The organism is Pseudomonas monachiensis (assembly GCF_047345015.1).
Lineage (GTDB): Bacteria > Pseudomonadota > Gammaproteobacteria > Pseudomonadales > Pseudomonadaceae > Aquipseudomonas > Aquipseudomonas monachiensis.
Genome location: NZ_CP178857.1, coordinates 6107607 through 6130315 on the forward strand (window position 1 = coordinate 6107607; position 22709 = coordinate 6130315).

The window sequence follows — 22709 nt, forward strand, 5'->3', positions numbered from 1 at the left end:
AACCACTGAGGCACCCGCAGAGGTGCATCCCTCAAACCTGGCCTTGACCCGTGAGAATGCTATGGAACCCGGAAACGCCCAGCTGTCGATGACGGTATTGATGACCCCCGACATGGCCAACTTCTCTGGCAATGTCCACGGCGGCACCCTGCTCAAATACCTCGACGAAGTGGCCTACGCCTGCGCCAGCCGTTATGCCGGCCGCTATGTGGTGACCCTGTCGGTGGATCAGGTCATTTTCCGCGAGCCGATCCATGTCGGCGAACTGGTGACCTTTCTCGCCTCGGTCAACTACACCGGCAACACCTCCATGGAGGTGGGCATCAAAGTGGTGACCGAGAACATCCGCGAACGCTCGGTGCGCCACACCAACAGTTGCTTCTTCACCATGGTCGCGGTGGATGACCAGCGTAAACCTGCATCGGTACCGCCGCTGCAACCGGACAACAGCGAGAGCAAGCGCCGCTTCATCCAGGCTCAGCAGCGTCGCCAGATTCGTCAAGAGCTGGAAAAGCGTTATCAGGAGATCAAGGGCGACGCTTAAAGCTAAAGATCGCAGCCTGCGGCAGCTCCTACAAGTAGGTCACATTCCCTTGTAGGAGCTGCCGCAGGCTGCGATCTTTCTGCCCAAATCTGATTAAAAACTGATCGAGGTCGCCTCGAACCGCACCCGCGGATGCGCAATCCGATCCTGAGCCCGAACCAGTTCCAACTCGTAGCTGGCACAGGCCTGGGTTTCCAGCAGCACTTCATGCACCGCCGACGCCGCGAACTCGAACGCGGCCACCAGGCTGTCGCCCAACAGCACACGGGCCAGGAACAGGCCGGACGTCAAATCGCCCACGCCCACCGGCTGACGCGGGAACGCCAGCAACGGGCGCTGCAAATGCCAGCCGCCTTCGGCCGTCACCAGCAGCATCTCGAAGACCTCCGCCGGTTTACCGGGGTAGTCCAGATGCTTGACCAGCACCGCTTTCGGACCGCGCACCAGCAATGCACGCGCCATTGCCAGGCAATCGAACAGCGATTGCGGCTTGCGCCCGGAGAAGCTGTCTAGCTCCAATTGGTTCGGGCACATGAAGTCCGCCACGGCGGCGGCCTCTTCCAGCAGGAAATCACTGACTTCCGCCGGAACACTGCAGCCCTTCTCCGGATGCCCCATGACCGGGTCACACAGGTACAGCGCCTTGGGGTTCATCGACTTGATCCGCTCCACCCCCGTCAGGATCGCCCGGCCCTGGGCCGCACTGCCGAGGTAACCGGAGAGCACCGCATCGCAGTTGCCCAGCTCGCCAATCGCCGCGATGCCTTCGACCAGGTCAGGAATCTGGTGTGGCGCCAGCACTTCACCGGCCCACTGACCGTACTGGGTGTGATTGGAGAACTGCACGGTGTTGAGCGGCCAGACATTCACCCCGACCCGTTGCATCGGGAAAACCGCGGCACTGTTGCCGGCGTGACCGAATACCACGTGGGACTGGATAGCGAGCAAATGCGGTGTACGTTTCATGCGGTGGATTTCCGTAAAACGATTGAAATTCTAGCCGCGCAGTATGCGACTAAACGCAGCCTGTACGACAGACCAGCGACACAGTTAAGCTGACACTATCTTGTTGGAGCACCCTGTTGATGCTGACCCTTGGAAATATATTCGTGCTGATGCTGTTCGCCACTGCCGGCGCATGGCTATGGCACAACCACGGCTTGCGCGAGCGCGCGCTGGAACGGGTCAAGCAGCATTGCGGCAAGCTCGGGATTGAATTGCTAGACGGCAACGTGGCCTTGAAAAGAATCGCCTTCATCAAGGATGCCAGTGGTCGGCGACGCCTGGCCCGTGTGTATAACTTCGAATTCACCGTAACCGGCGAAAGCCGCCACAACGGCACCATCACCCAGTTCGGCGCTCACAGCGCACAGATTGAACTGGCGCCCTACCCGGTCCCGTTCGACGAAACCGAACCAGTGGTCGACGTGGCGAAACCTCGCGCGGAAGTGATCGAGCTGAGTCAGTGGCGTCAGGACCATACCAAGTGGCGGCCTTGAGCCGTTAACCCGATCCGGATCGGCACGCAGCCAGCTCACGCTGCAACTGTTCTGCATTCTGCGCTTCACTGAAAATCAGCTCGATACGCGAATCCTGCCGCCATTCACTGGGTTGCCAGTCCAGCGCCGAGTTATCCACCGCGTTCGCCGAGATCCAGCCGCTGGCACTGTGGATAACCAGCTTCGCCCGCCTCCAGCCAAGGCTTTCAAGCCACCGGCCAACCAGAGCGGCATCAAACACCTGGCTTGGGTGCCAACGCCATCCGATGCTCCAGCCTCCGTCCTGTTCCTGACGCAGGCAAATGGGCAACGCGGGATCGCTCCAGACTGCCGGCAGCTGCGCCAATCCCTTGGGCACGACGAAGTTATCCACACCTGCCCGCGCTTTGGCATTCAACCCCGGCAACTCGCTCAAGGGTAAAGCCGCCTGTTGCGTCCAGCACAGGGGGAGCGGCGGCAATTGCCCGGCGATTCGCTGGCGGATGTCTTCTTCGAGACCTTCAGACTTGTTCAACAGCAGCAGTCCCGCATGGCCCAGCGCTTGCTGCTGAACATCCGGCAGCGGTTTGCCTGCGGCGAGCGCCTGGGCATCCACCACCAGCACACAAGGCTGGACGGCCAACACGCCTTGCCACGGCGCTTCGTTCAATTGCCTGAGCAACTGCGCCGGATGCCCCAGTCCCGAGGGCTCTATGAACAGCCGATCCGGTTGTGCCTTGCGCAACAAGCGCCCAAGACCAATCTGAAACGGTGCACCGTTGACGCAACACAAGCAACCCCCGGCCACTTCCCCCAGTGCGATACCATCGGCGTCCTGGGTCAGTAGCGCAGCGTCGAGACCGATCTGGCCAAACTCGTTGATCAATACTGCCCACCGCTCGCCAGCCGGGCGCTGGGCCAGCAGTTGCTTGATCAGGCTGGTCTTGCCGGCGCCCAACGGGCCGGCAATGACATGAGTGGGGATATTCTGCAGCATGGTTGATGATTTCTGAGGAGGTGGTGGATGCGGTTGATCGGCTTGTCGTTGCTCCTGGCACTCGTTTCAGGCGAGGCGCTGGCCCAGGCTTGTGTGGTTCACAGCCAGGGCGAGCGGCTTGACGTCCAGGTTTGCCAGCAGAACCGCAACATCCCGCCAAAACTCTTCGCCGATGGTTTCTGCCAACCAAACCTGGCGGGACAGAAAGTCGATGTGCAGTACGTCGATCAATGCCCCGGCGGCGCATTTGGTATCTGCAGCAACGCCCAAGTCGCCAATATGCCCTACCGACAGGATATTCACTATTACGGCGTTGCCACCGACGCGGCGTATCTGCAGCCATACTGCGAGGCCCGGAGCCAGGGCATCTGGCTCAAGCCTTGAAGCGCCAGTAGTGGATCAGGCGGCTTCGTCGTACCAAGGGCCGAATGGATCAGGCAGCAAACGCCAACCCTCTACGCCCAGCGCCATTTCCTCATCGGTCAGCAGGCATGCGTCCAGCTCAGCCGTGAGTTGCGTGAAGTCGATGTCCTGGCCGATGAACACCAGTTCCTGGCGGCAGTCTCCGCTGTCGGCGGTCCAGTTTTTCATGATCCCGGCGGTACTTTCTTCGTCCTGCGGCCATTGGTTTTTCGGTACAAAGCGCCACCAGCGCCCGGCAAAACCATAGCGCATCAAACCACCGGCCTGAGACCAGCTGCCGGCGTCCATGTGCTTGCTCGCCAGCCAGAAAAAGCCCTTGGAGCGCAGCAGCTTGCCGTTATCCCAAGGACCGTCGATGAAGTTGAAGAAACGCTGCGGATGGAACGGCCGGCGCGCCCGGTAAGCACTGGAAGCAATACCGTACTCCTCGGTTTCCGGCACGTGTTCGCCGCGCAGTTCCTGCAGCCATCCCGGTGCCTGGGCAGCCTTTTCGAAGTCAAAACGACCGGTGTTGAGAATCTTGTTCAAGGGGATTTCACCCATCGCCATCGGAATGATTTCCGCCCGGGCGTTGAGCCGCTCAAGTATGGCGATCAGCTCCTCGCGTTGGTGGCTGCTGATCAAGTCGATCTTGCTGAGCAAAATCACATCGGCGAATTCGACCTGCTCGATCAACAGATCGGTAATCGAACGTTCGTCTTCTTCCCCAAGGGTTTCTCCTCGGGAAGCCAGGCTTTCGGCAGCCTGGTAATCGATCAGGAAGTTCATGCCATCGACCACCGTGACCATAGTGTCGAGACGAGCGATGTCGTTGAGGCTTTGGCCGCTTTCATTGCGAAAGGTGAAGGTTTCCGCTACTGGCAGCGGTTCGGAAATACCGGTGGACTCGATCAGCAGATAGTCGAAGCGACCCTCCCTGGCGAGTTGACTCACCTCCTCAAGCAAGTCTTCACGTAACGTACAGCAAATACACCCGTTGCTCATCTCGACCAACCGTTCTTCAGCGCGATTCAGGCTGACATCGCGCTGGACTTCGGTGCCATCGACGTTGATTTCGCTCATATCGTTGACGATGACTGCAACTCGCAACCCATCGCGATTACGTAGTATGTAATTAAGAAGTGTACTTTTTCCGGCGCCTAAAAAGCCGGAGAGAACGGTCACGGGAAGTCGATTGGACATCTGCATATTCCTCACAGGGATGCCCGGTCGCTGTGTCGGGCCTACACAATGTTATACTGTAACAATGCAAATAAACCATCCCATCTTGCCCGACAGTGCAAAGGACAGGATGCTGAACGCCGCTCCCCTCGCGAGAAAGCCCATGCGCAACGCCCTTAAATCTGCATTGATCATGCTTTCCCTGTTGGTGGCTGCCGACGCGATGGCACAGGTCCCGACCCTGGCCAAATGCACCCGCAGCGCCAATCTGCTGGCCTGCGAGGATGCGCAGGGCAACGCCTACAGCGTCAACACCGTCGGCAACACCCTTTATCTGCGGGGCTTCGAAACGGCCGGAAAACGCTATTGGGCGCAGACCAACAGCCGCTACGGCCAGCTGACGTTTTTCACCGGTATCGCTTCCGATGGCGAGGCCTGGGTTGGCTACAACCGGCGCGTCGGCTGGACCACGATCAACCGGTTTTCCAGCTCCGGCGGCAGCAGCGCCAGGTTCACTTGCAGCCGGATCGCTGGCTGTTAGGCCTCTTTGTTTTTCTGTTGATGGCGTGAAATCAGGCTGAGCATGTGGTGGTTGCGCGTGATGAAAGTCCGTTCATGAAAAAGGCATCGCCGATTTTATTGTTATACTATAACATGACAAATCAACTCCCACGATGGACCTGCTCATGAATGCGCTGACTCTGCCGGATATCGCCGCGCAGGCCTCACGCCAAGCCCTTCCACTGGAGTGGGTGGGCATGTGCGGCATTGCTCTTCCCGTTTTTTTTGATGGCCAACGATTGAACGCAAAAGCCGATGCCGGCGTTAGCCTCGACGATGGCAACGCGCGCGGCATTCATATGTCACGGCTCTATCTGGCGCTTGAATTGCTGGAGCAGGAAAACCTTTCACCGGTTTTATTGCGGCGGGTTTTGCAGCGCTTTCTTGATAGTCATGAAGGGCTGTCGAGTAGCGCACACCTAAGCATTCACGCCGATTTGTTGCTGAAAAGGCCGGCGCTGATCAGTCCATTGGCCGGCTGGAAAAGCTATCCAGTGACCATCGAAGCGCGCTTGAAAAACGCAATGTTCCACGTGGAACTAAAAATCGACGTGCCTTATTCCTCAACCTGCCCGTGTTCCGCAGCCCTTTCTCGACAGTTGATTCAGCAGCAGTTCATCGATGATTTCGCCAACAAGCCACCGCAACACGCCGACGTTTTAGCCTGGCTCGGCTCCCCGAACGGCATCATCGCTACCCCCCACAGCCAACGCAGCAGCGCAAAGTTGCGCGTACGGTTGGCCGATTTTTTGGACGAGTTGCCTCTGATCGCCATCATCAACGACGCCGAAGCCGCACTCGGCACCGCCGTTCAAACAGCGGTAAAGCGCGCCGACGAACAGGCCTTCGCCCTCGCCAATGGTCAGAACCTGATGTTCTGCGAGGACGCCGCACGCCGTTTGAATCTGGCCCTGAAGCGCTCCACAGGTATCAATGCCTTCCATATTCGTGTGACCCACGCCGAAAGCCTGCACGCCCATGACGCTGTAGCCGAAAGCCGTTTCAGCTGGGAGCTCGCATGATTGCTTGCCACGCTTTACGTTGGGGCGCACCTGGGCAGCCACTCACGCCAGCGCTGGACCTCGAACTGTCGCAGGGCAGCCTGACCGCCATCATCGGTGCGAACGGCTCCGGGAAAAGCAGCCTGTTGAAGGTCATCGCTGGCCTGCAAAAACCGTTGGCCGGAAAGGTTCGACTGAGTGTTCCACTCAAGCGCAGTCTGTCGTTCCTGCCCCAGCAACAACACCTGGACAGGCAATTTCCGATCAGCCTTCAGGCATTGATTGCCGCCGGTTTCTGGGGCAGCAAACAGTCACCGGAGATCCGTAGCCAACGACTGAAAACCGTCCTTGAAAACTGGTGCTTGAACGGCCTGGAAGATCGACCGTTGATGGCCCTCTCCGGCGGCGAATTGCAACGCGCCCTGCTCGCCCGATTGAGCCTGACCGATGCACCCTTGCTGTTGCTGGATGAACCCCACGCGGCCCTCGATGAAGTCGGCCAGGCATTGCTTTGGAAGCACATACACCAATGGCACCTTGAAGGCCGGACACAGGTGGTCGTGTGCCATGACCTCGCCGCTGTCCGCGAGCACATCCCACACACGTTGCAGATCAAAGGCAGCGGTTGCGTATACGGTCCGAGCACCGAACTGATCAGCCAACCACCACAAACGCAGGTGGCCTGATGATCGCTGCCGCGCATCTTTGGCAACCGTTCCACGAGTTCGTGTTCATGCGTCGGGCGCTGCTGGGCGGTTTGCTCCTGGCGTGCAGTACGGCGCCTCTTGGAGTGTTTCTGATCCTCAGGCGCATGAGCCTGATCGGCGATGCGGTCGCCCACGGCATCCTTCCCGGTGCGGCCCTGGGATTCTGGTTTGCCGGCTTGAGCCTCCCGGCGTTGACCATCGGCGGTCTCGGCGCTGGCCTGAGCATGGCCGGCCTTGCAGCCTGGATTACGCGGCGAACCGGCCTGCGAGAGGACGCCAGCCTCGCGGCGATCTACCCGATTTCCCTGGCCGGTGGCGTACTGATTCTCGGCATCGCCGGCAAACGCCTGGACCTGTTGCACCTGTTATTTGGCTCGGCGCTGGCGGTCGACGGCCCGACCTTGACCGGCATGCTTTGGGTCTCGGGCCTGAGCCTGATGGCCATGGCATTGATCTACAAACCACTACTGCTCGACACCCTCGACCCGCTTTTTCTGCAAACGGTCAGCCGACTCGGCCCCTTGGCCCACGGCGTATTCCTGACGCTGGTGGTGTTGAATCTGGTCATCGGTTTCCAGGCGATCGGCGCGTTGATGGTGGTCGGCCTGATGATGCTGCCTGCCGCCGCGGCGCGCTTCTGGAGTCGTCGTCTGCCGGTGCTGATCGTCGTCGCCGCCTTGCTCGGCAGCCTCTCGGTGTGGCTCGGTTTATTGATCTCGTTCTATTACTCGCTGCCCAGTGGCCCGGCAATCGTGCTGGTGGCCGGCGGTGGGTATCTGTTGTCCGTGGTGTTCGGGCCGGTGCACGGCTTGCTGCGCCACCCGCCTTTGCTCACATCCCAATGAGGTGTTACCCGATGCGCGCTTTACTCGTGCTGTTCAGCTTGATGGTGTCGATGTCGCTGTCTGCCGCCGAAAAACTTCAGGTGGTCACCAGCTTCAGCATCCTTGCCGACATGACCCGCCAGGTCGGCAAAGATCATATCCAGATCACCAACATGGTCGGCCCGGACGCGGATGCCCATACCTACGAGCCGACACCGGACGACGCCAAAGCGCTGCTCAAGGCCAGGCTCATCATCAAGAACGGCCTGGGTTTCGAGCCCTGGCTGGATCGCCTGGTAACGAGCACAGAGACCCGGGCGCCAGTCATCAGCGCAAGCCACGGCGTCATCCCGCGTAGCCTGGATGAAGACGGCGAAACCGTTCCTGATCCGCACGCCTGGCATAATCTGGCGAATACCGAACTGTACATCGCCAACATTACCAAGGCGCTGATTGCCGCCGACCCGGCGAACGCCGCCGACTATGAGCGCAACAGCCAGGAGTACCTGAAACAGGTCTATGCCCTGCTCGCCGAAGCCAAGGCCAAGCTCGGTTCACTGCCACCGGGCAACCGCAAGATCGTCACGTCCCATGATGCCTTCGGTTATCTCGGCCAAGCCTACGGCATCGAGTTCATGGCGCCTCAAGGCCTGTCCACCGAGCGCGAACCTTCAGCCGCCGAAGTGGCCGCACTGATCACCCAGATTCGTCAAGCCAAGGTCAAGGCGGTGTTCATGGAAAACATCAAGGACGCACGCCTGCTCAAGCAGATCGCGGATGAAAGCGGCGCGCAGATCGGCGGCACGCTGTACTCCGATGCCCTGGCGGCGAGCGGTCCGGCCAGCACCTTCACCGGGTTGTTCGAGTACAACCTCAACACCCTGTACAACGCGTTGAGCAAGCCATGATCCGCAAGAACCCTTCCGGAGATTTACCGCTGATTGCCGAGTCGGCCTACGTCGACAAGACGGCGATCATCTGCGGCAAAGTGGTGATCGGCGAGAACGTGTTCGTCGGGCCCTACGCGGTGATCCGCGCAGACGAAGTCGATGACTCAGGCGACATGCAGCCGATCACCATCGGTGCCAACTCGAACATCCAGGACGGCGTGGTGATCCATTCCAAATCCGGTGCGGCGGTGACCATTGGCGAGTTCAGTTCCATCGCCCACCGCTCGATCGTGCATGGTCCCTGCATCGTGGGCAATCGAGTGTTCATCGGCTTCAACAGCGTACTGTTCAACTGTGTGGTCGGTGACGGTTGCGTGGTGCGGCACAACTCGGTGGTGGACGGTCGTGACCTGCCTGAAGCCTTCTACGTGCCCTCCACCACGCGGATTGGCCCCAACACCGACCTCTCGCAATACCCGCCGGTAAGTGTCAGTGCCTCGGAGTTTTCCGAAGACGTGGCGCGCACCAACGTCGATCTGGTGCGCGGCTACAAAGCCCTGCAAAACGAGTTCTGACGCGGGTGGCCAAAAACAGCCATCGTGTCAGGACAAATTGCCTGGCACGACAAACGTCTTAATGTTTACCCCTACGGTTTATGCGATAACGCTCGTTAGAAGCACGTGAGTACGCCGACCATGATCCAGATCACCCTGCCCGATGGTTCATTGCGTGAATACGACCAGCCACTGTCCGTGCACGAGATGGCCGCCAGCATCGGTCTCGAACTGGCCAGCGCAGCCGTAGCAGGTCGAGTCAATGGTGTATTGGTGGACTGCGAATACCTGATCGAGGCGGATGCCCGCGTCAGCATTGTCACCCCCCGGGAGCCGGATGGCTTGGAGATCCTGCGCCGCTCCTGCGCGTTGATGCTGGCCATGGCGGTCAAGCAACTGCACCCTCATGCGCAAATGCGTGCGGGAAAGGAATTGGGTGACGGTTTCTTTTACGAGTTCACAGTCGAGCAACCGCTGACCCCGGCAGACCTGCCCCTCATCGAAGCGCGCATGCAGTCACTGGCAGCGACCAATCACTCGATCCGTCGACGGCCGGCGCGCGAAGCAGTGCCGCTGTACCGTCTGGGGGACACCGAGTACCAAAGTCACGGACCGCACGTCCCCACCACCAAAGTCTTGCAGGCCTTTGCCCTCGATCACATCAGCGGCACGTTACAGCAACGGATCTACGGCACCTGCTGGTCCAGCCATCAGGAACTGCAACACTGGCGCGTTCCACCCCATGTGGTCGTCGTGAGCATGGATGACCGCCAGGCAACTTATGCCCAAGCGGTGACCGAATCCTTGCGCCAAAAAGGCGTGCGCGCCAAGGCCGATCTGCGAAACGAAAAAGTCCGCTACAAGATTCGCCAGCACAGCCAGACCGTGCCGTACCTGGTCGTGGTTGGTGAAAAGGAACAGGCTGGGGGGTTTGTCAGTGTGCGCAGCCGCACGGGGGAGGATTTTGGCCGGATGGCTGTCGAGGCGGCGTGTGAGTGGTTGAGTCGGCCGGGGATCTAGGGAGGCTGGGTGGACGCCTTCGTCGGAACGCCGCCCGGACCAAGCCTGCTCCCACATTGGTTTTGTGAACACCACAGATCCAGTGTGGGAGCGGGCTTGCTCGCGAAGGCGATCCGACGAAGCTTTTAAGCTCTTGGCTTCACCGTGCCGCAATCCTGCCCCAACCAGACGGCGCGGGATTCGAGGCTGCCCTTCTGCTGAATGCCGGTGGCGTTGAACGTCCCGTTGACCTTGGTGGTGAATTCGCGATCACTGAGGAACGTCGCCACGCCGGCACCCTGGGCTCTCGGGCAACTGAAACGGAATTTCCACTGATTGCCGGAGCGGTCGGTGATTTCCTGTTTGCAGCCAGACTGCGGATCGGTCAGCGGGATGTTGTCGGTCTTGACCTGCTCAGGGGTCAGGCACGCCCGGATCCCTTTTCCGCCCATGGTGATGCCCTGCTTTTCCAGTTGGGCGCGCTGCTCAGGGGTCATCTGGCTCTGGATCTGGCCGAGGATCAATTGCAGGTCCGGCATATTCTGCTCGTCGACCTTCATGTTGCTCGTGGTCATCTCCCACAATCCTGGTTGCAGCATTTGCGCGTGAGCCGCCACAGGAAGTGCCAAACCCAGTGCCATGGCCAAACCCAGCAGACGAACGTTCATCGAGTAACTCCTGATCAGTAGTGGCCGTTAGACGTCAGCCGCAAGCTTCGGTTCATGGGCGAATTAATTAGCGACATTCTGCACGGAACATGGTCTGTTAAGCACTGAATCTTCAGGAGCAAGGCAGCCCCCATGGATTATTTCGGACCGCATATTTTCGGTTATACCATCGCCCTGTTGCACTCGCTGGGCATGATCGCGGCCATACATGCCGTGTTGACCGTCCGTACCGCCCAAGGCTCGATCGCCTGGGCCCTGTCGCTGTTTTTCATCCCTTACCTCACGCTGATCCCGTACCTGATGTTCGGCCGCAGCACCTTTGATGGCTATATCAAGGCGCGGCGGCAGGCCAACGAGGAGATGCGCAAGGCCGTTTCCGAACTCAACTGGCGACCTTGGGTAGAGGAAGCGCTCACCGCCCGCGCGTCTTCTGCCTACGCCTCACTCAGAGCGATGCCCAAGCTCGGACACATGCCCTGCCTGGCCAATAACCAGACGCGGCTGTTGATCAACGGCCAGGCGACATTCGACGCCATTTTTGATGCCATCAGCCAGGCCAAAGAAGCCGTGCTGATCCAGTTTTTCATCGTCCACGACGACCGCCTAGGCCAACTCCTGCAGACTTTGCTGTTGAAGAAAGCCGCCGAAGGCGTGGCGATCTACCTGTTGTATGACCGAATCGGCAGTCACTCCCTGCCCAACGGGTACGTGCAGGCTTTGCGTGATGGCGGAGTCGAGGTCAAGGCTTTTGGCCCCCGTAGTGGCTGGTTCAATCGCTTTCAGGTGAACTTCCGCAACCATCGCAAGATAGTGGTCGTAGACGGCATTCTCGGCTTCGTCGGCGGGCACAACGTCGGTGATGAATACATGGGCGAAAAACCGCCCCTGGCCCCCTGGCGCGATACCCACGTGCAAGTGCGCGGGCCAGTGGTGGCGTGCATGCAGGAGTCTTTCGCTGAAGACTGGTTCTGGGTGGCTCATGCCCTGCCGCCACTGATCCTGCCCGAGGTTTACCCGGAAGACGGCGTGCTGTGCCAGTTGCTCGCCAGCGGCCCGGCAGACGCCTACGAAACCTGCTCTCTGTTCTTTGTCGAAGCGATCCATGCGGCGACGGAACGGGTCTGGATCACCAGCCCGTACTTCATCCCCGATGAAGCCGTGTTCGCAGCGTTGCGCCTGGCGGTGCTGCGGGGTGTGGATGTACGGCTGCTGTTGCCGTCTCGACCCGACCACCGAATCGTCTACGCCGCCTCCAGCCTCTACGCCTTCGAAGCCGTGCGCGCCGGTGTGCGGGTGTTCCGTTACGAGCCCGGATTCCTGCACCAGAAAGTGGTGTTGATCGACAGCGAAATCAGCGCCATCGGCAGCGCCAACCTGGACAACCGGTCGTTCCGGCTGAATTTTGAAGTGATGCTGCTGACCGTCGACCGCGCCTTTGCCGCCGAGGTGGAACAGATGCTCAACGATGATTTCGCCAACGCCCACGAAATCGCCAAAGGAGAAGGCCGGGAGACCCACCGCCTGCAGCAGGTCGGCATGCGGGTCGCCCGACTTATTTCGCCGGTTCTCTAGAGGTAGATATCGTCACGGGTCCATGGCAGTTCATGACTGCCATCGGCGTGGGCCTTCACCGCGAGAATCTGGTGCAGGTTGATCCAGCCCCGGGCAAACGCGTAAGCGCAACCGGCCAGGTACAGCCGCCAGATACGCAGGGCTTGTTCCGGTACGAGTTTGGACGCCGCTTCGAGGTTGTCCTCCAGGCGCTCGCTCCAGTGATCGAGCGTGCGTGCGTAGTGCAGGCGCAAGCTTTCGACGTCGACGATCTCCAGCCCGGCCTCACTGATCTCGGCAGAGATCATTGAAAGGTGCGGCAGTTCGCCGTTGGGGAACACGTATTTCTCGATGAATTCGCCGGCACCGCGTCCCACCGGACGGCCATCGGTGTATTTGGCGGTGATCCCGTGATTCATCACCAGGCCGCCCTCTTTCACCGCACCGAACAGGGTCTTGCAGTACTCCGCCAAATTGGCGTGGCCGACGTGTTCGAACATGCCGACGCTGACAACCTTGTCGAAACGGCCATCCTGCGGCAGATCGCGATAGTCGAGCAGTTGCAGTTCGACCAGATCCTCCAGGCCCTCCGCTTTTACGCGTTCCCGGGCCAGGGCCAACTGCTCCTTGCTGAGGGTGATACCGAACACTTTCGCGCCAAACTCCCGCGCCGCATAACGCGCCAATCCGCCCCACCCGCAACCCACATCCAGCAGATATTCGCCGGGCTGCAGGCGCAGCTTGCGGCACAAATGACGGAACTTGGCTTGCTGGGCCTGCTCGAGGCTTTCGCTGCCGGTCTCGAAGTAAGCGCAGGAATACGCCATATCGCTGTCGAGCCACAGTTGATAGAACGCGTTGGAAAGGTCGTAGTGGTAGGAAATCGCCTTGGCGTCAGTCTCTTTGTCATGGGCACTACGGACAGGCTGGTTGTCGTCGTCTTCGTCCAGCAACGCCTGGCTCCATTCATCGCAGACGCGGATCACTTCGCTGATGGAGCCTTCGAGTTCCAGTTTGCCTTCGACAAACGCAGCACCGAGGGCGTCCAGGCTTGGATGGGTAAACTGAGTGACCATTTGTGGATCCTTGACCACAATCGTGACGCTGGGCGCCGGTCCCAGATTGAGTTCATGGCCATCCCAGAGTCTCAGGCGAAGCGGTAATTGCAGATTCTGTAAGGCCGGTGGAAGTTGCGCGAGCATGGAAATTCCCCTTGTTTCAGACGTCTGATCAGAGGGTAGACCATCTTTGAAAAATAGCTGGCTATCGAATTAACAGCCGTTTTCAATGATTCGCGAAGCCCACACCTGCCGCCGCGAACGCACAAAAAGATGTGCCCTCATTTCCAATGACTACGAACCGGGCGCACAGTTCTAAAAAAGATTAAGCACCGTGATCACCCGGTTTAGAGCATTCGCATTCAGGCTTCGTCCTTGAGCTTGAGCAACGGCTCCTGAAACCGCAGCAAACGACCGGCGTTACCCAACACCAGCAAGGTGCTGAGGTTATGCAGCAGCGCCGCAATCATCGCCCCGGCAGCGCCGAGCCAGCCAAACGCGGCGAAGGCCACGATAGCCAGGGTCCAGCCCAGACCGATGACCACATTCACCTGTAATGTCTGGCGGCACTGACGACTCAGGCGCACGCAGGTGCCGAGGCGGCGCAGGTCACTGCCGATCAGCACGATGTCCGCCGATGCCAGGGCGATGTCCGCACCGCCCGCGCCCATGGCCACACCCACCACGCCAGCCTTGAGGGCCAGGGAGTCGTTGATGCCATCTCCGACCACCATCGGCCGGAAACCGCTGTCGATTTCTTTCAGCACGCGGTTGAGTTTGTCTTCGGGCAGGGCTTGCGCTTCGACGTCACTGATCCCGACATCCCGAGCGAGCGTTTGCGCGACGCTGTGGCGGTCACCGGTGAGCAACAACTGGCGACCCAAGCCCAATTCACGCAACTCACCCAAGGCAAACTGCGCCTCGGGTTTGACGCTGTCGGCCAACAACAGCCAGGCGAGGAATTCACCATTGAGCGCCAACCCGGCAATCGGACCGTCATGATCGGGAACCGCCGTTGTGCTGATGCCCAGTTGCGCAAACAACTCCGGCCGACCGAGCGCCGCTTTGCCCTGCCCGGTCATCGCCACCACGCCCAGGCCCTGGCGCTCATGAATGTCGGAAAGCAGCAGGAAATGCTCCTGGGTCACCAACCCCGCGAGCGCACGACTGACCGGGTGACTGCTGGCCGAACCGAGGCTGGCAGCGAGCGTGAGGACATGGCTGCGATCCTCCAGCGGGCTGTCGATGGATTGCAGGCGCAAGGTGCCGAAGGTCAGCGTCCCGGTCTTGTCGACCACCAGCGAAGTCAGGTCCGCCAACTCTTCGAGGAACGCAGAACTGCGGATCAGAATCCCGTGGCGTGCCGCTACCGCCACCCCGGCAATCGCCGTCGCCGGTGCCGATAACACCAGCGCACAAGGACAGGCCGCCACCAACACGGCGAGCATCGCTTGAGCGTTGTTGGTGATAAACCAGGTCACCGCCGCCAGCAGCAACACCAGCACCATATAGCTGCCGGCGTAACGCTCCAGCAGACGAGTGATCGGCGGTTTCGAGCGCTCGGCGTTTTGCATCAGGGCGATGACTTTGCCGAGGGTCGACTCCTGGCCGGTGCGGGTCACCTCAATCCGCAGCAAACCGTCGAGGTTGATCGCGCCACCGAACACCGACATGCCGACGCCCGCCTCCATCGGTACCGATTCGCCAGTAATGGAGGCGGTGTCCAGACTGGCCTGACCGGACAATACCCGACCATCCGCCGGCACCCGGTCCCCCGTGCGGACCTCAATCAGGTCGCCGGCCTTGAGCGTGCCGTTGTCGACTTCGATGACGGAGCCGTCCGCCTGAACTTTGCGCGCGTGACTGCGGGTCAGTTTGCCGAGGGCGTGAATCGCCTCCTGGGAACCGATCACGCTGCGCTCCTCCAGCACGTGACCGAAGATCATGATGATCGGCAACAGAGCCGCCGTCAGCAGATCCCCGGTGGCCCAGGCACCCAGCATGGCCAGGGCGATCAATTGATCGGTGATGCCATGCAAGCTTGGATAGCGCAGGCTGTACCAGGCCGAGCGCATGACCGGCACGGCGACCAACAACGAGGCAAACCCCAGCAGCAGTTGGCTGACGCCGGTCTGTTCCGGCGCCAGCCAGCGCCAGATCAAGCCCAGCGCGAGCAGGCCCAATGCAAGCATGGCCAGGGTCAACTGGCGCGCGGCGCGGCGCTGTTCGGCCGAAGACAACAGGCTCGGTGCAGCGGCGATTTGAGCAGTCATTGTGCAGCTCCCTGAATGATCAGGCGGGAATCGTCTTTGGGATCGACCGTCGTGACCGAACCGGCCTGGCCAAGAATTTTCGGCATCCGCTCGCGATAGATGCGCAGCAGTATTTGCGGGTCAGTGCCCTGTTGTTGCGCCTTGGCCAGGCTCAACACCGTGGCCGTGTCGGTGGATGCTTTGGCCAGTCGTTCACTGGCCTGGGCATGGGCGACTTGCAGTGTTCTGTCGGCTTGCTCGTTGGCAGTTTGCGTCAGCTTTTCGGCTTCGGTACGCGCATTAGCCACGGCTTTGTCGGCCTGCTGACTCGCTGTGAGTACCGCATTGAAGGCATTGACCGCCGGGCTTGGCAGACTCGATTGCACATCGACCCGCGCCACTTCGATCCCCAGTCCCTGCCCCGTCGCGGTGAGTTCGGCCAGCCGTTGATTGATGCCCTGTACCAGATCGCCTCGTAAGCGCTCGCGTCGCTCCGCCGCCTGACTGTCAGCGCCGATCAATTCCGGGCGAGCGACCAGGATAGTGTCCAGATCCCGTGCGGCGCTGAGTGCCACAGCGCTACGGGTGACCAAGCGATCCAATGCGGGCAACACATGTTCGCCTTGAAGCACAAAGGCGTAGGGTTCGGTGACTTTGTAGAAAACCCGCACATCGAGTTGCACGACACCGGCATCACCCGTTAGCAGATAGCCGGAGCCTGCAAGGGCATCGCTGATGGGTGTGGCAAAACTGGCCACGCGATCTGCCTGCATCGCGGCACCACTGCGCAACAAACCTTCCACCCGACGCTCGATCACCCGATCCGCCGCTGGCAACAAAATCACCTGCTCGAACGGTTGCGGCCAGGCCAACAACAGCCCGGCATTCTGAATGCGATCCAGCGCGCCGAAATGCAAAACCACTGCGCGATTCTGCGGGTCGATCTGCCGCACATTGGAAAACGCCCACGCCAATGCCGCCAACACCGTTACCGCATACAAGGCCAGAAACGCCAAGCGCCCAGCCTGAATCCAAGGGCTGCTCAACTCATTTGTTCCACGTGGAACCAAACTCATGGCTGCGATCCGGATTTGTTGTCGAGGCTTGGCGGACCGTCAACCAACACCCGGAACGGTGCGGCATCGGTGCGCAAAATCAGCTTGGTCCCAGGCGTCACCACCGTGCCCAAAGTGTCGAGCGAGCGCAGCAGGTTGTAGAGCTGCGGCGACCCCGCGTAGGCGCGACCGTAAATCTGCGCCGCTTCCACCCGCGATTGCGCTTCGATATCTGCCGCTTTCACGGTGGCATCAGCCTGCACAATTCGCGCATCGCGCTCGGCGGCGGAACGAATTTGCGCGGCCTCGCGCTTGCCGATGGCCGTGCGCTCAGTGGCGATGGTTTCACGCTCGGCGCGCATCCGGTCGACCGTCGCAGTGAGCGTCACCGAAGGCAGCGTCAATCGTTCGATGCCGACCTGCAACACGCGCACGCCATACGTGGTGAGCAGCTGCTGATCGATTTGCTTGCGCAGTTGTGTTTCGAAATCGGCGATACGCACTTGGCTGGCATCGGTATTGACCAGGCTCGCCAAATCAAAACTGCTGGCAGTGGTTTCCAGTGCGGAGCCGACAAAGGTACGAATCTGCCGCGCGGCTTCATCAGGCTGGTTCTGCACCGCGCGCATGAAACGTTGCACATTGTCCGGATCGCCCTGCACCTGCCAAGCCACGTAGGCCTGAACAATGATGCGCAAACCGTCCCGGGTGCCGACATCCTGCAAACCGCTGGACGTGGTGCGCAGCCGTAGATCCACCGGGATTGCCGCCTCGAACGGTGCCGGCCAGCGCCAACCCAGGCCGGGCTCCAGCAAGACTCGCGATGGATTGCCGAAGCGCGTGATCACTGTGGCTTCCCCCGAACGCACCTGAACCACGCTTGCAGCGGCGACCGCAAACGCCACCAGCAATGCCGCCCACCCCATCCGACGCCATGGGAATGGACCAGCCTCCTGAGGATCGCCGTGGTGATGGTGATGGCCGTGGTGGTGATGCCCGCCATGACCGTGATCGTGTCCGGCGTGGTCATCGTGATCGTGCGTATGGGACTGGCTCAATTGGCAGCTCCTGGCTGAGCGGTTTTACGCGACGGCGCAGGGTCAACCGGTAGCGTGAAAGTACGGAGGTCGATGGTCGGCGCGTTGCTGCTGCCGCCTAGACGATGATCGAGCACCAGCAACTTGGCGTTGGCCAAACCCTGGGACAACTGACTGAAATACTGCTCCAGCAAGAAGGCCTGGCCAGCGCTGGCATAGGCCTTTTGCTCAGCGTTGAATTTCAGGTTCGCGGCCTCGGCACCAGCATTGTTTTCTCGGGCGCTGGCCGTCGCCTGATCGTGGGCAATACTGGCCTGCAACTGAGCCTGATTGATGGCCTCGGCAGCGGCGCCGTGTTCTCGGGCGATCAAGGCTTGCGCGCCAATCTGCGCCGCTTGCACGCCGTGATAGGCATTGGCTGCACCGGCCGGAGGATGAATCGCCTCGACCACCGTGGCGAGAATTTCCACGCCGCTGTCGAGTTTTTGCAAGTCAGCCTGGACGGCGCGGCCAATTTCTTCGGCCAGCCCTACCCTGTCCTCGCCAAGCAAACCGTCGAGTGTGCGCGAGGCGAAGTCGTGAACCAGGATTCGGCTGGCGGTGCTGCGAATCAACATCGGCACATCGGCACTGTTATAGGTTGCGGCCAATGCCGCCTGATCGCTCAGCCCGATGCGATAGACGAATCTCACGTCCATGTTGACGATCTGAAAGCTCTGCTTGTCGGCTCGGCTGCTGGCGATCACCTGGGATTTATCGTTCACATGGCTGGCGTCCCAGAGGCGATTGGCGATTGTCGGGGCCGGGCCTTCCGCAGGGTCTGCCTGAGCAGGGGCCGTGGTTTCTCCAACACTGGTAGCCAACTCGTGAACCACGCCATTCTCGACGTTCAACACCCGGCCCAATGGCCAAGGTAGACCCATGTGCAAACCTGGGCCAAACACCTCCACTGGCTTGCCGAATCGCTCGTAGATGCCACGCCCTTGCAGGGCAATCTCGTGAATGCCGGTCAGCGACCAGCCAACCAGCGACACCACCGCCAACACCGGCAGGAAAGCCCGACGCATGTAAGTGAAGGCCCAGATCTGTCGCAGGTCGATGCCGAAGCGGTTATGCAATTCGTGCTGCAACGCCAGCAATGGCTGTGGTGGCCAGCGCAGCATGTCGGCGACAAAACTGCGCGCCAACAGCTCCGGCTCAAGGAGGTCCCGGCGCGGGCTGAACAGTGACAACACCGCGCGCAGCAACAGTTCTGCCGCCACCAGCCCCGGCAGCAGTCCGATCAACACCGCCAGGCGTATAGGCCATACCGAGGTTTCATCGGCAAACAACAGACAAAAAGCACCGAGCACCAGGCTGATAATCGCCACACGAGTCAATTGCGCCAACGCAGCGGCTTCAGGCCATTGCGCGGTGTTTTCCTGAGCCAGATGGCGCTCCATCACCAACAGGCCGAATGCCAACAGTAAGGAGCACGCTGCCCCGACAGTGGCCGACAGGCCCAGCGCTGCCGGAGGCAACGCGAGGTTCCAGGCCTGTTCCACGCCCAATAGCGCCAACAATGCCCAGCCGCCAAGCCACAGCGTCGGCGCGCCGATTTGCCCCAGCAGGTGCTGCGATTGCTGGCTGATCCGGTCCAGCAAACGCTCATACCACCCCGAAGGCGCGACAGACTCGTCGACAACGACCACCGGCACTTCGGGATTCATCGCCAGCGCACGCCACTGGGTTACCCACCAGGCCGATTGCAAACCGGCCATCAGCACCACAGACGCCGCGCTCAGGTTCAGCAGCAACGCCGGCCACAGTGTTTGCGACGAAAACAGCCCGGCAAACAGCGCCAGCAACACACCCACCGACGCGAGTACGCCCGCACCGATGGCGAACTGGCGCAAACGCCGCCCTTGAATGAACGCCTGCTGAAAGCGCGGCAACCCGGCTAACGGCGCTTGATCAACATCGAGATCGACTTGCATACCACTCCAGAGTGTCTTCGCTTACAGGGCCATTCGTTACGATATAACGGAAATGGTGAAATTTCCGTATTCAAGCGCGCTATCTAAAGATGCCCAACCTGTCGCTTGGCTGAAGCCTTGACCGAAATGCAGCCGAACGCACATATTACGATAGTAATTTTATCAAGGAACTACTTTTACCCATCCCCTTTCGATCCAGGAGTACATCCATGAGCACTTATGACGTCGTGATACTTGGCGGTGGCCCCGGCGGTTACAACGCGGCGATCCGCGCCGGACAACTGGGTCTGAAGGCCGCCTGCGTGGAAGGACGCGCCACACTCGGCGGCACCTGCCTGAACGTTGGTTGCATGCCATCCAAGGCGTTGCTGCATGCCTCCGAACTGTACGACGCGGCCATGGGTGCGGAATTCGCCAACCTGGGGATCGACGTCAAACCCAGCCTCAACCTCGCCCAGATGATGAAACAAAAAAATGAAAGCGTTACCGGGCTGACCAAGGGCATCGAATTTCTTTTTCGCAAGAACCAGGTCGACTGGATCAGAGGCTGGGGCCACATCGATGGGCCGGGCAAAGTCACGGTGACCGATAGCGCCGGCGGCAAGACAGTACTGAGCGCCAAGGACATCATCATCGCTACCGGTTCGGAGCCCACGCCCCTGCCCGGTGTAGACATCGATAACAAACGCATCCTCGATTCCACAGGCGCCCTGGCACTGACCGAGGTGCCCAAGCACCTGGTGGTGATCGGCGCCGGTGTGATCGGCCTGGAACTGGGTTCGGTCTGGCGCCGCCTTGGGGCGCAGGTGACGGTGGTCGAGTTTCTCGACCGGATCTGCCCCGGCGTGGACATCGAAGCCGGCAAAACCCTGCAGCGCTCCCTGAGCAAGCAAGGCTTGAGTTTCAAATTGAGTTCAAAAGTGACCAGCGCCACCAGTTCCGCCAATGGCGTTCAGCTCAGCATCGAGCCTGCCGCTGGCGGTGCCGCCGAGTTGCTGGAAGCGGATTACGTATTGGTAGCCATCGGGCGCCGACCTTATACACAGGGCCTGGGCCTGGAGAACGTCGGCCTCGCCACGGACAAGCGCGGCATGCTCGCCAACAAAGGGCATCGCACAGATGCCGCCGGGGTCTGGGTGATTGGCGACGTGACCTCGGGTCCCATGCTCGCCCACAAGGCCGAGGACGAAGCCATGGCCTGCGTCGAGCAGATTGTCGGCAAGGCGGGCGAGGTCAATTACAACCTGATCCCCAGTGTGGTCTACACCAAACCGGAACTGGCCAGTGTCGGCAAGACCGAAGAGCAGCTCAAGGCTGAAGGCCGGGCGTACAAGGTCGGCAAGTTTCCCTTCACCGCCAACAGCCGGGCGAAGATCAACCATGAAACCGAAGGCTTCGCCAAAGTGCTGGCCGATGAGCACACGGACGAAGTCCTGGGCGTGCATCTGGTTGGCCCGAGCGTCAGTGAAATGATTGGCGAATATTGCGTGGCCATGGAGTTCAACGCCTCGGCCGAAGACATCGCGCTGACCTGCCACCCACACCCGACCCGCTCCGAGGCCTTGCGTCAGGCGGCGATGGATGTGGAAGGGATGGCGACGCAGATGTAATCCAAAGGACTGGCGGTGACGGGGCCACCGCCTTCGCGAGCAGGCTCGCTCCCACAAGGTTTGCGCTGTACCTGTGGGAGCGGGCTTGCTCGCGAAGGCAGGCGACTCGGTCTAAAGCGGCAAATGCTCCAGCGGCAACGACCCCGGGGCCTTCACCGTATGAATCGCAAAGTTGCTGCGAATGTCGCTCACCCCCGGCAGCTTCAGCAAACGCCCGGTGAGAAAGCGGTCATAGGCACGCAAGTCCGGCACCACCACCTGCAGCAGAAAATCCGACTCCCCCGACACCAGAAACGCCGAAATCACCTCGGGCAATGCCGTCACCGCCAGGCGAAAGGCTTCGGCTTGTTCATCGTTGTGACGCTCGACCTTGACCCCGACAAACACCGTCAGCCCCAACCCCACTTCATCGCGATCCAGATTGGCCTGGTAGCCGCGAATCACCCCCGCCTCTTCAAGCATTCGCACCCGGCGCAAGCAAGGCGATGCCGACAGGCCGATCTCGTCTGCCAGTTGCACATTGCTCAGGCGGCCGTCCCGTTGCAGCGCGGCGAGAATCTTGCGGTCGTAAGCGTCCAGTTTCATGGTTTGGCAGATCCTGATGATTCAAGCTTGATTAAGTGGCAGATTATGCCAATACACGAGCGGATAGAAGCTGACAACGCAAGCACCTGCCCCGCCCTCCAGCCCTAGACTGGCACGACCAAATCGACAACGAACGGGGTGCAACATGCAAGGTCTCTGGCTGTTTTTCATGGCGCTGGCAGTGGTCTATCTGTTGCCGGGGCCCGACATGATCCTGCTGTTGCAGACCGGTGCCCGTCAGGGCAAAGGCGCCGCGCTATCTACGGCCGTGGGACTGGGCATCGCCCGGGGTTGCCATGTGGCATTGGCGGCGCTGGGGCTGGCGGCACTGTTCAAGGCCGCGCCATGGACCTTCGACCTGGTGCGCCTGGCCGGCGCCGCGTATCTGCTGTGGATCGGCATTCAGTGCCTGCGAACCACGATGCTGCCGAGCCTCACCAGCGCCGACACCACCGGCGAAAAACCACGTTGGGGCACGGCCATCCGACGCGGACTGCTGACCAACCTGCTCAACCCCAAGGCACTTTTGTTCTGCTCGGTGCTGCTGCCGCAATTCATCAACCCACAGGCCGGGCCGGTGCTCGGGCAATTTGCGACCTTGGGCGTGGTGCTGGTCGGCGTCGGTTTGCTGTTCGACAGCGCATACGCCCTGGTCGGCGCGGCACTCGGCCGTTGGCTGCAACGCAGCCCCTCAGCCCAGCGCCTGCAACAATGGTTGTTCGGTAGCCTGTTGATCGGTTTCGCCGTACGGTTGACCTTTGTGCAACAGGCTTGAACC

23 protein-coding genes are annotated in these 22709 nt (G+C 60.6%); 13 read left to right on the forward strand and 10 right to left on the reverse strand.

All coding sequences use genetic code 11. The features are described from left to right. Positions 1-61 precede the first annotated feature (61 nt). A complete protein-coding gene (locus tag ACMDB8_RS27615) occupies positions 62-544 on the forward strand; it encodes an acyl-CoA thioesterase (RefSeq protein ID WP_056726807.1) in 483 nt (160 codons plus the stop codon). A 93-nt stretch (positions 545-637) separates the two neighbouring features. On the opposite strand, the gene pdxY is transcribed toward ACMDB8_RS27615, so the two are convergent. Beyond that, a complete protein-coding gene (gene pdxY / locus ACMDB8_RS27620; protein ID WP_056726806.1) occupies positions 638-1510 on the reverse strand; it encodes a pyridoxal kinase PdxY in 873 nt (290 codons plus the stop codon). A gap of 119 nt (positions 1511-1629) precedes the next feature. Between pdxY and ACMDB8_RS27625 the strand changes: the two genes are divergently transcribed. Continuing rightward, positions 1630-2043: a DUF3301 domain-containing protein gene (locus tag ACMDB8_RS27625; RefSeq protein WP_056726805.1), complete on the forward strand. Its 414-nt coding sequence runs from the start codon at positions 1630-1632 to the stop codon at positions 2041-2043. A 4-nt stretch (positions 2044-2047) separates the two neighbouring features. On the opposite strand, the gene ACMDB8_RS27630 is transcribed toward ACMDB8_RS27625, so the two are convergent. Beyond that, positions 2048-3019: a CobW family GTP-binding protein gene (locus ACMDB8_RS27630; protein ID WP_409078201.1), complete on the reverse strand. Its 972-nt coding sequence runs from the start codon at positions 3017-3019 to the stop codon at positions 2048-2050. 27 nt (positions 3020-3046) lie between these two features. Here ACMDB8_RS27630 and ACMDB8_RS27635 point away from each other — a divergent pair, with 27 nt between their 5' ends. After that, positions 3047-3403, forward strand: a complete 357-nt coding sequence (locus ACMDB8_RS27635; RefSeq protein ID WP_056726803.1) for a hypothetical protein — start codon at positions 3047-3049, stop codon at positions 3401-3403. Positions 3404-3418: 15 nt separating this feature from the next. On the opposite strand, the gene zigA is transcribed toward ACMDB8_RS27635, so the two are convergent. Further along, positions 3419-4624, reverse strand: a complete 1206-nt coding sequence (gene zigA / locus ACMDB8_RS27640; RefSeq protein ID WP_409078202.1) for a zinc metallochaperone GTPase ZigA — start codon at positions 4622-4624, stop codon at positions 3419-3421. A 142-nt stretch (positions 4625-4766) separates the two neighbouring features. On the opposite strand from zigA, the gene ACMDB8_RS27645 reads away from it, so the two are divergent. The 7 genes from ACMDB8_RS27645 (at position 4767) to ACMDB8_RS27675 (ending at position 10160) form a co-directional block, all read left to right on the forward strand. Continuing rightward, positions 4767-5144 (forward strand): glutamine synthetase, encoded by a 378-nt coding sequence (locus ACMDB8_RS27645; protein ID WP_223542670.1) that lies wholly within the window; start codon positions 4767-4769, stop codon positions 5142-5144. Between the two features lie 145 nt (positions 5145-5289). Next, positions 5290-6186 (forward strand): GTP cyclohydrolase FolE2, encoded by an 897-nt coding sequence (gene folE2, locus ACMDB8_RS27650; RefSeq protein ID WP_409078203.1) that lies wholly within the window; start codon positions 5290-5292, stop codon positions 6184-6186. Continuing rightward, complete coding sequence (locus tag ACMDB8_RS27655) at positions 6183-6851, forward strand: metal ABC transporter ATP-binding protein (protein ID WP_056726801.1); 669 nt, start codon at positions 6183-6185, stop codon at positions 6849-6851. The genes folE2 and ACMDB8_RS27655 overlap by 4 nt, the downstream gene beginning before the upstream one ends. Then, on the forward strand, positions 6851-7717 hold the full coding sequence (locus ACMDB8_RS27660; protein WP_056726800.1) for a metal ABC transporter permease: 867 nt from the start codon (positions 6851-6853) through the stop codon (positions 7715-7717). Before ACMDB8_RS27655 ends, ACMDB8_RS27660 begins: the two co-directional genes overlap by 1 nt. 11 nt (positions 7718-7728) lie before the next feature. Then, the gene (locus ACMDB8_RS27665; protein ID WP_056726799.1) at positions 7729-8604 is read left to right on the forward strand and encodes a metal ABC transporter substrate-binding protein; all 876 of its coding nucleotides are present in this window, start codon (positions 7729-7731) and stop codon (positions 8602-8604) included. Then, positions 8601-9161 carry a carbonate dehydratase gene (locus ACMDB8_RS27670; protein WP_056726798.1) on the forward strand — a complete coding sequence of 187 codons (561 nt, stop codon included), beginning with the start codon at positions 8601-8603 and terminating at the stop codon, positions 9159-9161. Before ACMDB8_RS27665 ends, ACMDB8_RS27670 begins: the two co-directional genes overlap by 4 nt. A 120-nt stretch (positions 9162-9281) precedes the next feature. Then, positions 9282-10160, forward strand: coding sequence for a His/Gly/Thr/Pro-type tRNA ligase C-terminal domain-containing protein (locus ACMDB8_RS27675; RefSeq protein ID WP_223542672.1), 879 nt, complete (start codon positions 9282-9284; stop codon positions 10158-10160). A 125-nt stretch (positions 10161-10285) separates the two neighbouring features. Here the strand turns inward: ACMDB8_RS27675 and ACMDB8_RS27680 are convergent, their stop codons facing one another. Continuing rightward, positions 10286-10807, reverse strand: coding sequence for a DUF3617 domain-containing protein (locus ACMDB8_RS27680; RefSeq protein ID WP_056726796.1), 522 nt, complete (start codon positions 10805-10807; stop codon positions 10286-10288). 132 nt (positions 10808-10939) lie between these two features. Between ACMDB8_RS27680 and cls the strand changes: the two genes are divergently transcribed. After that, positions 10940-12379 (forward strand): cardiolipin synthase, encoded by a 1440-nt coding sequence (gene cls / locus ACMDB8_RS27685; RefSeq protein WP_056726795.1) that lies wholly within the window; start codon positions 10940-10942, stop codon positions 12377-12379. On the opposite strand, the gene cfaB is transcribed toward cls, so the two are convergent. The 5 genes from cfaB to hflK (ACMDB8_RS27710) all read right to left on the reverse strand — a co-directional run bounded on the left by cfaB (position 12376) and on the right by hflK (ACMDB8_RS27710) (position 19736). Beyond that, positions 12376-13560: a C17 cyclopropane fatty acid synthase CfaB gene (cfaB, locus tag ACMDB8_RS27690; RefSeq protein ID WP_056726794.1), complete on the reverse strand. Its 1185-nt coding sequence runs from the start codon at positions 13558-13560 to the stop codon at positions 12376-12378. The genes cls and cfaB overlap by 4 nt on opposite strands. Positions 13561-13778: 218 nt before the next feature. Continuing rightward, positions 13779-15689: a cation-translocating P-type ATPase gene (locus tag ACMDB8_RS27695; protein ID WP_409078204.1), complete on the reverse strand. Its 1911-nt coding sequence runs from the start codon at positions 15687-15689 to the stop codon at positions 13779-13781. Then, complete coding sequence (gene hflK, locus ACMDB8_RS27700; RefSeq protein ID WP_409078205.1) at positions 15686-16744, reverse strand: protease modulator HflK; 1059 nt, start codon at positions 16742-16744, stop codon at positions 15686-15688. The genes ACMDB8_RS27695 and hflK (ACMDB8_RS27700) overlap by 4 nt, the downstream gene beginning before the upstream one ends. Further along, positions 16741-17781, reverse strand: a complete 1041-nt coding sequence (gene hflC, locus ACMDB8_RS27705; RefSeq protein WP_223542674.1) for a protease modulator HflC — start codon at positions 17779-17781, stop codon at positions 16741-16743. The genes hflK (ACMDB8_RS27700) and hflC overlap by 4 nt, the downstream gene beginning before the upstream one ends. Further along, positions 17778-19736, reverse strand: coding sequence for a protease modulator HflK (gene hflK / locus ACMDB8_RS27710; protein ID WP_409078206.1), 1959 nt, complete (start codon positions 19734-19736; stop codon positions 17778-17780). Before hflK (ACMDB8_RS27710) ends, hflC begins: the two co-directional genes overlap by 4 nt. Before the next feature lie 209 nt (positions 19737-19945). Between hflK (ACMDB8_RS27710) and lpdA the strand changes: the two genes are divergently transcribed. Continuing rightward, on the forward strand, positions 19946-21346 hold the full coding sequence (gene lpdA, locus ACMDB8_RS27715; RefSeq protein ID WP_409078207.1) for a dihydrolipoyl dehydrogenase: 1401 nt from the start codon (positions 19946-19948) through the stop codon (positions 21344-21346). Positions 21347-21457: 111 nt separating this feature from the next. Here lpdA and ACMDB8_RS27720 read toward each other — a convergent pair whose 3' ends face one another. Then, positions 21458-21931, reverse strand: a complete 474-nt coding sequence (locus tag ACMDB8_RS27720) for an Lrp/AsnC family transcriptional regulator (protein ID WP_008045644.1) — start codon at positions 21929-21931, stop codon at positions 21458-21460. A gap of 145 nt (positions 21932-22076) precedes the next feature. On the opposite strand from ACMDB8_RS27720, the gene ACMDB8_RS27725 reads away from it, so the two are divergent. Further along, entirely contained in the window at positions 22077-22706 is a 630-nt protein-coding gene (locus ACMDB8_RS27725) for a LysE family translocator (RefSeq protein WP_056726788.1), read from the forward strand. The last annotated feature ends 3 nt before the right edge of the window (positions 22707-22709 follow it).

Coding starts and splice junctions, on each gene's coding strand:
- ACMDB8_RS27615 (WP_056726807.1), top strand. CDS start 62: ATGGAACCCGGAAACGCCCAGCTGTCGATGACGGTATTGATGACCCCC.
- pdxY (WP_056726806.1), bottom strand. CDS start 1,510: ATGAAACGTACACCGCATTTGCTCGCTATCCAGTCCCACGTGGTATTC.
- ACMDB8_RS27625 (WP_056726805.1), top strand. CDS start 1,630: ATGCTGACCCTTGGAAATATATTCGTGCTGATGCTGTTCGCCACTGCC.
- ACMDB8_RS27630 (WP_409078201.1), bottom strand. CDS start 3,019: ATGCTGCAGAATATCCCCACTCATGTCATTGCCGGCCCGTTGGGCGCC.
- ACMDB8_RS27635 (WP_056726803.1), top strand. CDS start 3,047: ATGCGGTTGATCGGCTTGTCGTTGCTCCTGGCACTCGTTTCAGGCGAG.
- zigA (WP_409078202.1), bottom strand. CDS start 4,624: ATGTCCAATCGACTTCCCGTGACCGTTCTCTCCGGCTTTTTAGGCGCC.
- ACMDB8_RS27645 (WP_223542670.1), top strand. CDS start 4,767: ATGCGCAACGCCCTTAAATCTGCATTGATCATGCTTTCCCTGTTGGTG.
- folE2 (WP_409078203.1), top strand. CDS start 5,290: ATGAATGCGCTGACTCTGCCGGATATCGCCGCGCAGGCCTCACGCCAA.
- ACMDB8_RS27655 (WP_056726801.1), top strand. CDS start 6,183: ATGATTGCTTGCCACGCTTTACGTTGGGGCGCACCTGGGCAGCCACTC.
- ACMDB8_RS27660 (WP_056726800.1), top strand. CDS start 6,851: ATGATCGCTGCCGCGCATCTTTGGCAACCGTTCCACGAGTTCGTGTTC.
- ACMDB8_RS27665 (WP_056726799.1), top strand. CDS start 7,729: ATGCGCGCTTTACTCGTGCTGTTCAGCTTGATGGTGTCGATGTCGCTG.
- ACMDB8_RS27670 (WP_056726798.1), top strand. CDS start 8,601: ATGATCCGCAAGAACCCTTCCGGAGATTTACCGCTGATTGCCGAGTCG.
- ACMDB8_RS27675 (WP_223542672.1), top strand. CDS start 9,282: ATGATCCAGATCACCCTGCCCGATGGTTCATTGCGTGAATACGACCAG.
- ACMDB8_RS27680 (WP_056726796.1), bottom strand. CDS start 10,807: ATGAACGTTCGTCTGCTGGGTTTGGCCATGGCACTGGGTTTGGCACTT.
- cls (WP_056726795.1), top strand. CDS start 10,940: ATGGATTATTTCGGACCGCATATTTTCGGTTATACCATCGCCCTGTTG.
- cfaB (WP_056726794.1), bottom strand. CDS start 13,560: ATGCTCGCGCAACTTCCACCGGCCTTACAGAATCTGCAATTACCGCTT.
- ACMDB8_RS27695 (WP_409078204.1), bottom strand. CDS start 15,689: ATGACTGCTCAAATCGCCGCTGCACCGAGCCTGTTGTCTTCGGCCGAA.
- hflK (WP_409078205.1), bottom strand. CDS start 16,744: ATGAGTTTGGTTCCACGTGGAACAAATGAGTTGAGCAGCCCTTGGATT.
- hflK (WP_409078206.1), bottom strand. CDS start 19,736: ATGCAAGTCGATCTCGATGTTGATCAAGCGCCGTTAGCCGGGTTGCCG.
- lpdA (WP_409078207.1), top strand. CDS start 19,946: ATGAGCACTTATGACGTCGTGATACTTGGCGGTGGCCCCGGCGGTTAC.
- ACMDB8_RS27720 (WP_008045644.1), bottom strand. CDS start 21,931: ATGAAACTGGACGCTTACGACCGCAAGATTCTCGCCGCGCTGCAACGG.
- ACMDB8_RS27725 (WP_056726788.1), top strand. CDS start 22,077: ATGCAAGGTCTCTGGCTGTTTTTCATGGCGCTGGCAGTGGTCTATCTG.